General features: G+C 60.8%; 16 protein-coding genes. 6 read left to right on the top strand and 10 right to left on the bottom strand.

Annotated elements, in window-relative coordinates; genetic code table 11:
• Positions 1 to 133 precede the first annotated feature (133 nt).
• The 9 genes from AC07UI_RS25005 to nrdR all read right to left on the bottom strand — a co-directional run bounded on the left by AC07UI_RS25005 (position 134) and on the right by nrdR (position 6998).
• The gene (locus AC07UI_RS25005) at positions 134 to 871 is read right to left on the bottom strand and encodes a substrate-binding periplasmic protein (RefSeq protein WP_494994996.1); all 738 of its coding nucleotides are present in this window, start codon (positions 869 to 871) and stop codon (positions 134 to 136) included.
• Between the two features lie 10 nt (positions 872 to 881).
• Positions 882 to 1385, bottom strand: coding sequence for a phosphatidylglycerophosphatase A family protein (locus AC07UI_RS25000; protein WP_494994995.1), 504 nt, complete (start codon positions 1383 to 1385; stop codon positions 882 to 884).
• Complete coding sequence (gene thiL, locus AC07UI_RS24995) at positions 1382 to 2347, bottom strand: thiamine-phosphate kinase (protein ID WP_494994994.1); 966 nt, start codon at positions 2345 to 2347, stop codon at positions 1382 to 1384. The genes AC07UI_RS25000 and thiL overlap by 4 nt, the downstream gene beginning before the upstream one ends.
• Before the next feature lie 175 nt (positions 2348 to 2522).
• Positions 2523 to 3023 (bottom strand): transcription antitermination factor NusB, encoded by a 501-nt coding sequence (nusB, locus tag AC07UI_RS24990; RefSeq protein WP_489073749.1) that lies wholly within the window; start codon positions 3021 to 3023, stop codon positions 2523 to 2525.
• Positions 3020 to 3496, bottom strand: coding sequence for a 6,7-dimethyl-8-ribityllumazine synthase (gene ribH, locus AC07UI_RS24985; RefSeq protein WP_028944446.1), 477 nt, complete (start codon positions 3494 to 3496; stop codon positions 3020 to 3022). The genes nusB and ribH overlap by 4 nt, the downstream gene beginning before the upstream one ends.
• 90 nt (positions 3497 to 3586) lie before the next feature.
• Positions 3587 to 4678: a bifunctional 3,4-dihydroxy-2-butanone-4-phosphate synthase/GTP cyclohydrolase II gene (gene ribBA / locus AC07UI_RS24980; protein WP_494994993.1), complete on the bottom strand. Its 1092-nt coding sequence runs from the start codon at positions 4676 to 4678 to the stop codon at positions 3587 to 3589.
• Positions 4679 to 4694: 16 nt separating this feature from the next.
• On the bottom strand, positions 4695 to 5357 hold the full coding sequence (locus AC07UI_RS24975) for a riboflavin synthase (RefSeq protein ID WP_494994992.1): 663 nt from the start codon (positions 5355 to 5357) through the stop codon (positions 4695 to 4697).
• 46 nt (positions 5358 to 5403) lie between these two features.
• Complete coding sequence (ribD, locus tag AC07UI_RS24970) at positions 5404 to 6537, bottom strand: bifunctional diaminohydroxyphosphoribosylaminopyrimidine deaminase/5-amino-6-(5-phosphoribosylamino)uracil reductase RibD (RefSeq protein WP_494994991.1); 1134 nt, start codon at positions 6535 to 6537, stop codon at positions 5404 to 5406.
• Positions 6534 to 6998 (bottom strand): transcriptional regulator NrdR, encoded by a 465-nt coding sequence (gene nrdR, locus AC07UI_RS24965; protein ID WP_489375050.1) that lies wholly within the window; start codon positions 6996 to 6998, stop codon positions 6534 to 6536. Before nrdR ends, ribD begins: the two co-directional genes overlap by 4 nt.
• 128 nt (positions 6999 to 7126) lie before the next feature.
• Between nrdR and AC07UI_RS24960 the strand changes: the two genes are divergently transcribed.
• From AC07UI_RS24960 to trxA, 3 genes are all read left to right on the top strand, one after another.
• Positions 7127 to 7588: a hypothetical protein gene (locus AC07UI_RS24960; protein ID WP_494994990.1), complete on the top strand. Its 462-nt coding sequence runs from the start codon at positions 7127 to 7129 to the stop codon at positions 7586 to 7588.
• Positions 7585 to 8241: a class I SAM-dependent methyltransferase gene (locus AC07UI_RS24955; RefSeq protein ID WP_494994989.1), complete on the top strand. Its 657-nt coding sequence runs from the start codon at positions 7585 to 7587 to the stop codon at positions 8239 to 8241. The genes AC07UI_RS24960 and AC07UI_RS24955 overlap by 4 nt, the downstream gene beginning before the upstream one ends.
• Before the next feature lie 103 nt (positions 8242 to 8344).
• Entirely contained in the window at positions 8345 to 9217 is an 873-nt protein-coding gene (gene trxA, locus AC07UI_RS24950) for a thioredoxin (RefSeq protein ID WP_494994988.1), read from the top strand.
• A gap of 62 nt (positions 9218 to 9279) precedes the next feature.
• Here trxA and AC07UI_RS24945 read toward each other — a convergent pair whose 3' ends face one another.
• Complete coding sequence (locus AC07UI_RS24945; RefSeq protein WP_494994987.1) at positions 9280 to 9627, bottom strand: hypothetical protein; 348 nt, start codon at positions 9625 to 9627, stop codon at positions 9280 to 9282.
• Positions 9628 to 9760: 133 nt separating this feature from the next.
• Between AC07UI_RS24945 and AC07UI_RS24940 the strand changes: the two genes are divergently transcribed.
• From AC07UI_RS24940 to AC07UI_RS24930, 3 genes are all read left to right on the top strand, one after another.
• On the top strand, positions 9761 to 10372 hold the full coding sequence (locus AC07UI_RS24940; RefSeq protein ID WP_494994986.1) for a DUF2796 domain-containing protein: 612 nt from the start codon (positions 9761 to 9763) through the stop codon (positions 10370 to 10372).
• 132 nt (positions 10373 to 10504) lie between these two features.
• The gene (locus AC07UI_RS24935; protein ID WP_494994985.1) at positions 10505 to 11215 is read left to right on the top strand and encodes an ABC transporter ATP-binding protein; all 711 of its coding nucleotides are present in this window, start codon (positions 10505 to 10507) and stop codon (positions 11213 to 11215) included.
• 1 nt (position 11216) lies between these two features.
• Positions 11217 to 12482, top strand: coding sequence for an ABC transporter permease (locus tag AC07UI_RS24930; protein WP_494994984.1), 1266 nt, complete (start codon positions 11217 to 11219; stop codon positions 12480 to 12482).
• Positions 12483 to 12522 lie beyond the last annotated feature (40 nt).

Below are 12522 nucleotides of genomic sequence, written 5' to 3'. Positions count from 1 at the left end.
TCTGTATGAGGACTGGAGATTCGCAGAGGCGGCATTGTAACAGCAGGTTCCTGCCGACGCTTAGGCTGAATTATCGGCCATAAAGATCAAGAAGTTTGATCTCTACCCCGTAAAGCCAAGCAAACACCAGCTGCTACATTTTTTCGAACGGGTAAGGTTGTTTCCAGCGTTCGAAGATCGGTCGCAACTGACCACTTTTCACCAACGACCCCATGCGCTGATCGAACAGCGCCAGCAGCGCCCGCCCCCGAGGGTTGTTGGCGAATCCCAGAAAAACCGGTAGTTCGGCCAGATGCGTTCGCCGGAACTGCGCTGGGTTCTGCGCCCCACCGAGCACGAAATCAACCTCGGTCAACGCATCGATGTAGTAATCGGCACGGTCGTGCAACAGCATCGGCAAAACCCCGTTACGACGCTGAACCTCATTGAAGTTATGGATGTTGGGAAAGTATTTTTGATACTGGTAACCCCGTACCCAGAGCAGGCGAGAGTTCCCCAGCGTGGCCACGGTTGGCGCCGGGCTGCTGGCCAGACCCAGTGCGTAAATATGGTCATAGTCGTAGTGCCAACGGGGATAGAGCACGCCACCGACTTCATCTCGGTAAGAGCCGACCCAGGCATCCACCTCACCGCGCTGCACCAGTCCGACCGAGCGTGTGTAAGGCACCGTGCGGATCTGCAGCGTAACGGCAGCCGGCTCGAAGACTGCCCGCAGCACATCCCAGGCCAGACCATGGCCGTCGGCGGCGGTGTAGTCGCTCCATTCTTCACTGGCCAGACGAATCTGGGCGGGAGTCGTGGGCAATTCACTCGCCCGTACCGCAGTGCACGACAATACGCAAAGCAGTATCAACAGCCAGCGACCACTCATCCTTGGTCCCTCAGGCGAAATACCATACCAGCCCTCGCATGGCCAACCAGGCAAACACACCCGCCAGAACGTCGTCGAGCATGATCCCGACGCCCCCGTGCACATGCCGGTCGATCCAGCTGATCGGCCATGGCTTGAGAATGTCGAAGAAGCGGAATATCAGGAAGCCCGCCAATAACCAGTACCAACCTTGCGGCACCAGCCACAGGGTTATCCACATCCCGACCATTTCGTCCCAGACGATGCCTTCGTGGTCGTGTACCCGCAGATCGTCCGCCACCTTGCCGCACAGCCAAAAGCCAAACAGCGTGGTGATGCCGAGCATCAGCCAGTAACCCCAGCCGGGCAACATCTGCCACAGCGGGATAAAGGGTAGCGCAACCAACGAGCCCCAGGTGCCGGGCGCTTTGGGCAGGGTGCCCGAACCGAAGCCGAACGCCAGGAAATGCCAGGGATTACGCCAGACCGAAGGCGGCACAGACTCTGCCGGGACCTGCTTGGGATGATCTGTCACGGGGTCTCCCGAAAATGTTGATAACCCCGGGTGTCCGGGGTGATGTCTTGTCCGTCTGCAGCCAAAAGCGTGACGCCCTGCCCGACCACGACGCGACCGACCACATGCACCGGCCAGCCGTCCGCCAACAACTGCGACAGCTCGGCGGGCGGCAAGGTAAAGGCCAGCACGTAATCGTCGCCACCGCTGAGGGCTGCCGCCCGGGCGTCATTCTCGCCGAGAAACGCCAGCAGCGCCTTGGACAGCGGCAGCTTTTCGCTTTCGATCAGCAAACTGACAGCTGAAGCAGCGGCAATATGCCCGCAATCGGCCAACAGACCGTCCGAGATATCCAGCGCCGAGGTCGCCTTGCCACGCAATGCCTGACCCAACGCCAACTGCGGTTGTGGCGACCAGTAGTGCGCCAGCAACGGCTCGGCGATCGCAGGTTCCGCAGTGCGCTGGCCCAGCACCAGCGGTAAAGCGCCCGCCGCGTTACCCAGTTCGCCGCCAACACACAGCAGATCACCCGGTTGCGCACCACTGCGGGTCAGGGCCAAACCCGTTGGCACACGGCCGAACACGGTCATGGTCAGGCACAGCGGACCGCGCGTTGTGTCGCCGCCCACCAGACGCACACCGCAGCTTTGCGCCATGGCGTTCAAACCACGGGCAAAGGCTTGCAGCCAATCGGCAGCATCCGTCGGCAAGGTCAGGGCAAGGGTAAATGCGAGGGGTGTTGCGCCCATGGCTGCCAGGTCACTGACCGCCACCGCCAGCGAACGCTGACCGAGCAGAAAAGGGTCGCAGGGGTCTGCGAAATGGACACCGGCAACCAGGGTGTCGGTGGAGATAGCCAACTGTTCCCCAGCGGGAACAGTCAGCAAGGCGCAATCATCGCCGATCCCCAAAGCAACGCCAACGCCGCCCTGCGCACAAGGCGCGGCAGCGAAGTAATGACGGATCAGCTCAAACTCGCCCATGGCGTTGTGTCCTGTCTCACCAATACTGTTCCTTTTGGGCGGCGTCTGCTGTCGCCATACTGCGTTGTCGCTCCTCGCCATAGCGGGCTATGACTTGTCGCGGCGCCTTGTCTGGCAACAACAGCCTCGCGCCAAAAAGGAACGTATTGGCAAGACAGGACACTGCAAGCGCGAATCAGCGCTTGAACGCCTTCACTTCAGCTTCACGCAGACGCGGGGCCAGCTTGTCGAGTACGCCGTTGACGAACTTGTGACCGTCGGTGGAACCGTAGACCTTGGCCAGTTCGATCCCTTCGTTGATCACAACGCGGTACGGAACGTCGACGCGCTTGAGCAGCTCCCAGGTGGACAGGCGCAGGACCGCCAGTTCAACCGGATCGAGCTCATCGATAGTGATGTCCAGGCACGGAGCGAGGGCAGAATCGATCTCGGTCTTGTGCGCCGGCACGCCATGCAGGATGTCGTGGAAGTAGGCGGCATCGACATCACTGAAATCGTTATCGACCCGGAACTGCGCTTCGATCTCGTTCAGCGAAGTTTTGGCCATGTGCCATTGGTACAGCGCCTGAGTCGCGAGCTGACGGGCTTCGCGACGCTTGACGCTCTTGGATGGCTTGCCAGCGTCCGCAGGTTTCGGATCGCGCGGGTTGAAACGATCGCTTTCGTCGCTAATCACTTGGCCTCCAACTGCGCCAGCAGGCTGACCATTTCCAGAGCGGACAAGGCAGCTTCGGCACCTTTGTTGCCGGCTTTGGTGCCGGAACGCTCAATGGCTTGCTCGATCGAGTCGACGGTCAGCACGCCAAAGGCAACCGGCACGCCGAACTCCATGGACACCTGGGCCAGGCCCTTGGTGCATTCGCCAGCCACGTATTCGAAGTGCGGAGTGCCGCCACGAATGACCGCGCCCAGGGCGATGATCGCCGCGTACTCGCTTTGTTGAGCGACTTTCTGCGCAACCAGCGGAATTTCGAATGCGCCAGGAGCACGGATGATGGTGATGTCGCTTTCGCTCACGCCATGGCGAACCAGGGCATCAACAGCACCGCTCACCAGGCTTTCGACGACGAAGCTGTTGAAGCGGCCGACCACCAGGGCATAGCGGCCTTTGGGGGCGATGAAGGTACCTTCGATGGTCTTCAGGGTCATTCGACAAATCTCTTAAAGAGCCAGAGCGCGTTCGGTACGCGCTCTTTAGTGATATTTGAACCGCGAATCAAAGACCGGAACAGCCGGTCTTTATTCGGAGGGCACGTATTCTACAACTTCCAGATCGAAACCGGATATCGCATTAAATTTCATCGGCGCACTCATCAGGCGCATTTTGCGCACACCGAGGTCACGCAGGATCTGCGAACCGGCACCGACGATACTGTAGGTGGTCGGTTTCTTCACCGCAGTGTGGTCGGCGGTTTCGCGGATGTGCGCCAGCAATACATCACCATCGAGCGGGTGACCGAGCAACAGCACCACACCGCTGCCCGCCTCGGCCACCGCGGCCATGGCCGCGCGCAGGCTCCAGCGGCCAGGTTGCTTGACCATCAGCAGGTCGCGCAGCGGGTCCATGTTATGGACGCGAACCAGGGTCGGTTCTTCTGCGCAAATGGTGCCCAGGGTCAGCGCCATGTGCACATCGCCCTCCACCGAATCACGATAGGTCACCAGATTGAACTGGCCCAGTTCGCTGTCCAATGGCTGCTCGGCAATCCGCTGAACGGTACGTTCGTGGATCATCCGGTAGTGAATCAGGTCGGCGATGGTACCGATCTTGATGTTGTGTTCGACAGCAAAAGCTTCCAGCTCGGCACGACGGGACATGGTGCCGTCGTCGTTCATCACTTCGCAGATCACTCCGCTCGGCTCAAAACCGGCCATCCGTGCCAGATCGCAGGCGGCTTCGGTGTGGCCGGCGCGTGCCAGCGTACCGCCAGCCTGGGCCATCAGCGGGAAGATGTGACCCGGACTGACGATATCTTCGGCCTTGGCGTCTTTGGCGGCGGCGGCTTGAACGGTGCGCGCACGGTCAGCAGCGGAAATACCGGTGGTGACGCCTTCAGCAGCTTCAATCGAGACGGTGAACTTGGTGCCAAAACCGGAACCGTTGCGCGGCGCCATCAACGGCAGTTTGAGCAGTTCGCAGCGCTCGCGGCTCATCGGCATGCAGATCAGGCCGCGGGCATGCTTGGCCATGAAGTTGATGTGCTCAGGCAGGCAGCACTCGGCGGCCATGATCAGGTCGCCTTCATTCTCGCGATCTTCGTCATCCATCAGGATGACCATCTTGCCTAGGCGGATGTCTTCGACCAGTTCTTCGATGCTATTGAGCGCCACGCGGCACCCCCTTGAGTCAGGATTTGAGATAGCCGTTGGCGGCCAGAAAGCTTTCGGTAATGTTGCCAGCGCTAGGCTCTGCAGCCTTGTCGCCGAGCAACAGGCGTTCCAGATAACGTGCCAGCAAGTCGACTTCAAGGTTGACCTGCCGACCCGGCCGGTAGTCGGCCATGATGGTTTCAGCCAGCGTGTGCGGGACAATGGTCAGTTCGAATTCGGCACCATTGACCGCGTTCACCGTCAGGCTGGTGCCGTCGACGGTGATCGAGCCTTTGTGGGCGATGTACCTGGCCAGATCTTTTGGCGCACGGATGCGGAACTGGATGGCCCGGGCATTTTCTTCCCGGGCAATCACTTCGCCGACACCGTCGACGTGACCGCTGACCAGATGCCCGCCCAAACGAGTGGTCGGAGTCAGGGCCTTTTCCAGGTTGACCCGGCTGCCGCTTTTCAGCTCGTTGAACGCCGTGCAGTCGAGGGTTTCGCGGCTGACGTCCGCCCAGAAACCGTCGCCCGGAAGCTCCACCGCAGTCAGGCAAACGCCGTTGACCGCGATGCTGTCGCCGAGTTTGACGTCAGCCAGATCAAGCTTGCCAGTCTCTACATAAACCCGCACATCGCCGCCTTTTGGGGTCAACGCACGGATACTGCCGATGGATTCGATGATGCCGGTAAACATGGAGTCCTCCTCGAGAACAGGGCCGACGCTTAGCGAAAGCCGAGAATTATACGCTCGCTGGTGGCAGAGGAATGGCAGTGACTCGCCAGTCATCGCCCACGGCGCGCATTTCAATGATTTTCAGCAACGGCGCCTCACTCATCAGCTCCAGCGGCCAGTCCAGCAATGGCCGCGCCGATGAGCCGAGAAACTTGCCCGCGACGAAGATTTGATATTCGTCCACCAGGCCTTGCTGAGCGAAAGCCCCCGCCAGACGCGGACCGGCTTCCACCAGCACCTCGTTGACACCACGGGCAGCCAGTTCGATCAGCAGCTTGCGCAGATCAACCTGACCATCGGAGCCCGGCACGATCAGGCATTCCGGGCCACTGGCATACTGTTCTTCCACCGCGACACAGGTGGCGACCAGCGCCGGGCCGGCCTTGAAGAACGGTGCGTCGAGAGGCACCCGCAGGCGACCATCGATCAGCACGCGCAAGGGTGGTCGGGAAAGCGCCAGCGCAGTCTGCTCGGCATCCAGCCCCAGTTCGTCAGCGCGCACTGTCAGCCGGGCGCCGTCAGCCAATACCGTGTCGGCGCCGGTCAGCACCACGCTGGCCTGGGCGCGCAGGCGCTGCACCGCGCAACGTGCGTCCGGGCCGGTGATCCATTGGCTTTCGCCACTGGCCATGGCGGTGCGACCGTCCAGACTCATGGCCAGTTTGACCCGCACGAACGGCAGACCCTGTTCCATGCGTTTGAGGAAGCCTTGATTGATGGCTCGCGCTTCACCTTCAAGCACGCCGCTATGGATTGCGATGCCCGCCTGCGCCAGACGCTGCATGCCACGGCCAGCGACCTCTGGATTCGGGTCCTGCATGGCGGCAACGACCCGCGCCACACCGGCACTCACCAACGCATCGGCGCACGGCGGCGTGCGCCCATGATGACTGCACGGTTCGAGGGTCACATAGGCGGTAGCGCCCCGGGCGCTCTCACCGGCGGCACGCAACGCATGGACTTCGGCATGGGGCTCGCCGGCGCGCACATGCCAGCCTTCACCGACAATCTGCCCGTCACGCACAATCACACAACCGACTCGAGGATTGGGATGGGTGGTGTAAAGGCCTTTGCGCGCCAGCTCCAGGGCCCGAGCCATGTAGTGGGCGTCGAGGACGGCTTGTTCAGAGGACATAGTCATTCTTTGGCTGGCTCACGGGCCAGGCGATCGATTTCTTCGCGGAACTCGTTGAGATCCTGAAAACGTCGATACACCGAGGCGAAACGAATGTAGGCGACTTCATCGAGCTTTTGCAGCTCGGCCATCACCAACTCACCGACCACCAGTGACTTGACCTCTCGTTCACCGGTCGCCCGCAGTTTGTGCTTGATGTGCGCCAGCGCAGCTTCCAGGCGCTCGACGCTCACCGGACGTTTTTCCAGGGCGCGCTGCATACCGGCACGAAGTTTTTCTTCGTCGAACGGCTGACGGCTGCCGTCGGTTTTGATCAGGCGCGGCAACACCAGTTCGGCGGTTTCGAAGGTGGTGAAACGCTCACCGCAGGCCAGGCATTCACGCCGGCGGCGCACCTGCTCGCCCTCGGCGACCAGACGCGAGTCGATGACCTTGGTGTCGTTGGCACCGCAGAAGGGACAGTGCATGGTGGCAGGCAACAAAAAAAGGGAGGGCCATGGTAGCGCATCCCACTGGCAAGACAAGCCATAGGCTTTACGGTATATAGACCGGCTACTATTTATACACACCGAATTTAGTCTTGCTGGAGCTTCACATGTCGCTACGACCGCTCGTATTGCTCAGCCTCGTCAGCTTGCTGGTCGCGTGCAGCAGTGCGCCCAAACCCGCGCCACCGGTGCCAGGGCCTGCGCCACAGCAGGCACAGAAGAAAGCTCAGGAGTCCGCCAACCTCGGCCCGCTGCCGGCCTTCCAGCGCGAATTGAGCGGTAGTCTGCTAGGCGTGCCGGCCGGCGCTGAAGTCGAACTGGCACTGCTGGTGATCGACGAGCGCGGCCGGCCGCAACAATTGCTGGCCAGCTCTAGCCTGATCGGCAACAACCAGGTGCTGCCGTTCCGTCTGCGCTTCAATCCGGAAGCCTTTCCGGTCGGGGCTCGCGTCGAATTGCGCGGCCGCGCCAGCCAGTCCGGACAACTGATTCTGCATTTGCCTTCGCGACGCATTGATCAACCGATCACCCAGGCACTGGGTCAATTGCAGTTTTTCAAAGCGCCATGACCGTACCGCTCGACTTGCAAGAGGCTCTGGGAGAGCTGCTCGGTGACGCAAAGCTTGTCTCCTGTACATTGCCGGAGACCGAGCTCAAGCTCTGGTTGATTGACGCCGAAAACATGGACCGCGCCTTCACCCCGGAAGAAACCCGGCGAATCCTGCATGAACCGCCTTACTGGAGTTTCTGCTGGGCCAGCGGCCTGGCGTTGGCGCGCTATCTCGCCGAACGCCCGCAATGGGTCGAAGGCAAACGGGTGCTGGATTTCGGAGCAGGTTCCGGGGTTGCCGGTATTGCGGCGGCCAGGGCCGGTGCGCTGGAAGTGGTGGCCTGTGATCTTGATCCGCTGGCGATTGCGGCCTGCCGGGCGAATGCTGAACTCAATGATGTACAGCTCAGCTACTCGACGGACTTTTTCGCCGAAGCCGATCGCTTTGATCTGATCCTGGTGGCCGATGTGCTGTACGACCGCGGCAACCTGCCGCTGCTCGATGAGTTTTTGAGTCGTGGCCGGGAAGCTCTGGTGGCGGACTCCAGAGTGCGCAATTTCCAGCATCCGGCGTATCAACGGCTGGAAATGCTGGAAGCCTTCACTTTGCCGGATCTGGCCGAGCCTGAAGAGTTTCGTCATGTGAGCCTGTACCACGCGCAAAGACGGTAGAAGCCACCTGTAGCAGTTACCCGGACGCAGCCTTCGGCAACGGCTACGCAAAGCGCCTTCAAGCCCTTATAGTTAGCCCATTCACGCTTTCAAGAGATGCCCCATGAGTCAGGACACGCCGTATATCTTCGACGCCAGCACTGTCGATTTCGACCAGTCGGTGATCGAGAACTCTTTCCACAAACCGGTGCTGGTGGATTTCTGGGCCGAATGGTGTGCGCCGTGCAAGGCGCTGATGCCGATGCTCCAGCAGATTACCGAGAGCTATCAGGGCGAGCTGTTGCTGGCCAAGGTCAATTGCGACGCCGAACCGGACATCGTTTCGCGCTTCGGTATCCGCAGCCTGCCGACCGTGGTGCTGTTCAAGGACGGTCAACCGGTGGACGGTTTTGCCGGTGCGCAACCGGAATCTGCGGTCCGCGCGTTGCTTGAGCCCCATGTACAGATGCCACCACCGGCCGCTGCCGATCCCTTCGAGCAGGCTCAGGCGTTGTTCGATGAAGGCCGTTTTGCCGACGCCGAAGCCATCCTCAAAGTGCTGCTGGGCGAAGACAACACCAATGCGAAAGCGCTGATCCTCTACGCCCGCTGCCTCACCGAACGTGGCGAGCTGGGTGAAGCGCAAACCGTGCTCGACGCGGTCAAGACCGATGAGCACAAGGCCGCCCTGGCCGGCGCCAAGGCGCAGATCCAGTTCCTGGGCCAGGCCAAGGATTTGCCGGATGCGGCAGACCTGAAGGCGCGCCTGGCGAAAAACCCGCAGGACGATGAAGCGGTCTATCAACTGGCGATTCAGCAACTGGCTCGCCAGCAATACGACGCGGCGCTGGATTCGTTGCTGAAGTTGTTCATCCGCAACCGCGGCTACAGCGAAGGCTTGCCGCACAAGACCTTGCTGCAAGTGTTCGAATTGCTGGGCAACGATCACCCGCTGGTGACCACGTACCGCCGCAAGTTGTTTGCTGCGTTGTATTAAGCAGGAGCACGGCTTGCCGGCGATGGCATTCTTGAGATCGCCATCGCGAGCAAGCTGTGCTCCTACGCGGGCTCAACCCAGCTATAGAGCGGCGTATCCCCGCCGCTCACCACTTTCACTTCCGCGCAATGGCGCAAGCGCACCAACAGGCGTTTGCCCGACGCCGCGCTTCCTGTCAGTCCTTCCAGTTGCTCCAGCAAATCCGGCCCGCTCATCTGCCCTGCCTTGCGCAACAGATCCTTGGCGATCTGCCACAGTGCATCGTCCTGATTCACTGGTTTGGCCTGCGGGGTATTGCTCTCGGGCCTGGTCACCTGCAACTGCGCCCCTAACTGCGCCCAATCGCCCTCGTCCAGCTCCAGGGTCAAGTCCACCGGCCAGTCGCCGATGCTTCCACGTATCCGCACCATAGGTTTTCCCTCAAGTTTCTGACGAACATGCTCCCACGCGTCTTGCGCAACGCCAAGCAGACGGTCAAACTCCCGCCACTATTGTTATAAGATCACATAACAAAACATTCATCTTCTTTCCCGGAGACTTGCTATGCGCCGTCTGCTTCTCGCCTTGCCGTTTACCCTGCTGCCGCTGGCCATCGCTCATGCCGCCGAGGTCCATGATCATGAGCATGAACACGGCAGCCTCGGCGCCCACGAACATGGCGTCGGGCGCTTGAACGCGGCGCTGGACGGTCAGAGTCTGGAGCTGGAACTGGAAAGTCCGGCGATGAACCTGGTGGGTTTCGAACACGTCGCCAGCACTGATGAGGACAAAGCCAAAGTCACCGCTGTGCGTGCCCAGCTTGAGAAACCATTGGTACTGTTCAGCCTGCCAAAAGCCGCCGGCTGCGTGGTTGCCAAGCAGGAACTGGAAAGCCCGCTGTTCGGCGACAAGCCGGATGCCGATGATCACGATGAAGATGAAGACCATGATGCAGACGCCAAAGACGCCGACGGTCATGAGCATCACCATGAACACAGCGAGATCCACGCCCACTACCAATTCACCTGCGCCACGCCGACCGCGCTGAAGAGTCTGGAGCTGACACAAATCTTCAAGACCTTCCCCGCCACCCAGAAAATTCAGGTACAACTCATCAGCCCAAGTGGCCAGCAAGGTGTTGAAGCAACAGCGAAGGCTGCAATCCTGAAGTTTTGAATTCACACCGACCTCGTAGGAGCGAGGCTTGCCCGCGATGAACGATGACGCGGCTTGTCTGATTGACTGCAGCGCCTGAATCGCGGGCAAGCCTCGCTCCTACAAGTACTCAACACACATGAAATCGGCTCAATGACCCAAGCACTTATCGAACTGTCCGACCTGGGCTTCAGTTGGCCCGGTCATCCGCAGTTGCTGGACATCCCGGCGTTCCGCCTCGAGCCCGGCGAAACGCTGTTCCTCAAAGGCCCCAGCGGCAGTGGCAAGACCACCCTGCTGGGCTTGCTCGGCGGGGTGCAGAAGCCCAATCGCGGCAGCATTCGCCTGCTCGGCCAGGAACTGACCGAGCTCTCGGCCGGCGCCCGTGACCGCTTCCGGGTCGACCACACCGGCTACATTTTCCAGCAGTTCAACTTGCTACCGTTTCTCTCGGTGCGGGAGAACGTCGAACTGCCCTGTCACTTTTCCAAATTGCGCGCCAACCGGGCAATCCAGCGTCACGGCAGTGTCGATCAGGCGGCCGCGACGTTGCTGGCCCACTTGGGTTTGAAAGATCCAAGCCTGCTCAGCCGTCGCGCCGACTCACTGTCCATTGGCCAGCAACAACGGGTCGCCGCCGCCCGGGCGTTGATCGGCCAACCCGAACTGGTGATCGCCGACGAGCCGACTTCGGCCCTGGACTATGACGCCCGCGAGGCGTTTATCCGGTTGTTGTTCGCCGAGTGCCGTGAGGCCGGGGCCAGCCTGCTGTTTGTCAGCCATGACCAAAGCCTGGCGCCGCTGTTTGATCGCAACCTGTCGCTGGCCGAACTCAATCGCGCCGCAGTGCCCGCAGAGGTTTGAGATGTATTTGTTTCGTCTAGCCATGGCCAGCCTGGCTAACCGCCGCTTTACCGCGATCCTCACCGCCTTCGCCATCGCGCTGTCGGTTTGCCTGTTGCTGGCCGTTGAGCGCGTGCGCACCGAAGCCCGCGCCAGCTTCGCCAGCACCATCAGCGGCACCGACCTGATCGTCGGCGCCCGTTCCGGCTCGGTCAATCTGCTGCTGTACTCGGTATTTCGTATCGGCAACGCCACCAACAACATTCGTTGGGACAGCTTCGAGCACTTCGCAAACAGCCCGAAAGTGAAGTGGGCGATTCCGATTTCCCTCGGTGATTCCCATCGCGGTTATCGAGTAATGGGCACCACTGACGCCTACTTCCAGCACTACCAATACGGTCGCCAACAAAGCCTGCAACTGGCCAGCGGCCGCGCCTTCGCCACCGATCCGTTTGAAGTGGTACTCGGTGCCGAAGTCGCCGATGCCCTGCATTACAAACTCGGCGACAAACTGGTACTGGCCCACGGTGTGGCGGTAATCAGCCTGGTCAAACACGACGACAAACCGTTCACCGTGGTTGGCATTTTGCAGCGCACCGGCACCCCGGTGGACCGCACGCTGCACATCAGCCTCGGCGGCATGGAAGCGATCCACATCGATTGGCACAACGGTGCTCCGGCCCAGGGCAATGGCCGCATCAGCGCCGATCAGGCACGCAACATGGACCTCACTCCGCAAGCCATCACCGCCTTCATGCTGGGCCTCAACAGCAAGATCGCGACCTTCGCCATGCAACGCGAGATCAACGAGTTTCGTGGCGAGCCGATGCTGGCGATTCTGCCGGGCGTAGCCTTGCAGGAGCTCTGGAGCATGATGGGCACGGCTGAAAAAGCCCTGTTTGTGATTTCGTTATTCGTGGTGCTGACCGGATTGATCGGCATGCTCACCGCCATTCTCACCAGCCTCAACGAACGCCGTCGGGAGATGGCTATCCTGCGGTCGGTCGGCGCGCGGCCCTGGCATATCGCGACCTTACTGGTGCTCGAAGCCTTCGCCCTGGCGTTGTCCGGAGTGATTGCCGGGTTGGGGCTGTTGTACCTGAGCATCGCCCTGGCGCAAGGCTATGTGCAGTCGACTTATGGTTTGTACCTGCCGCTGGCCTGGCCAAGCGAGTATGAGTGGACGCTGCTCGGCGGTATCCTGCTTGCCGCATTGCTGATGGGCAGCGTGCCGGCCTGGCGCGCCTACCGACAATCGTTGGCCGATGGCCTGTCCATTCGTTTATGAAGTATCTGTTTATGACCATCCCGTTTATGAGGAGCCACGT

The organism is Pseudomonas sp. GW821-FHT04C07 (genome assembly GCF_059420325.1).
This window is presented reverse-complemented; position numbering and strand designations above follow the sequence as displayed.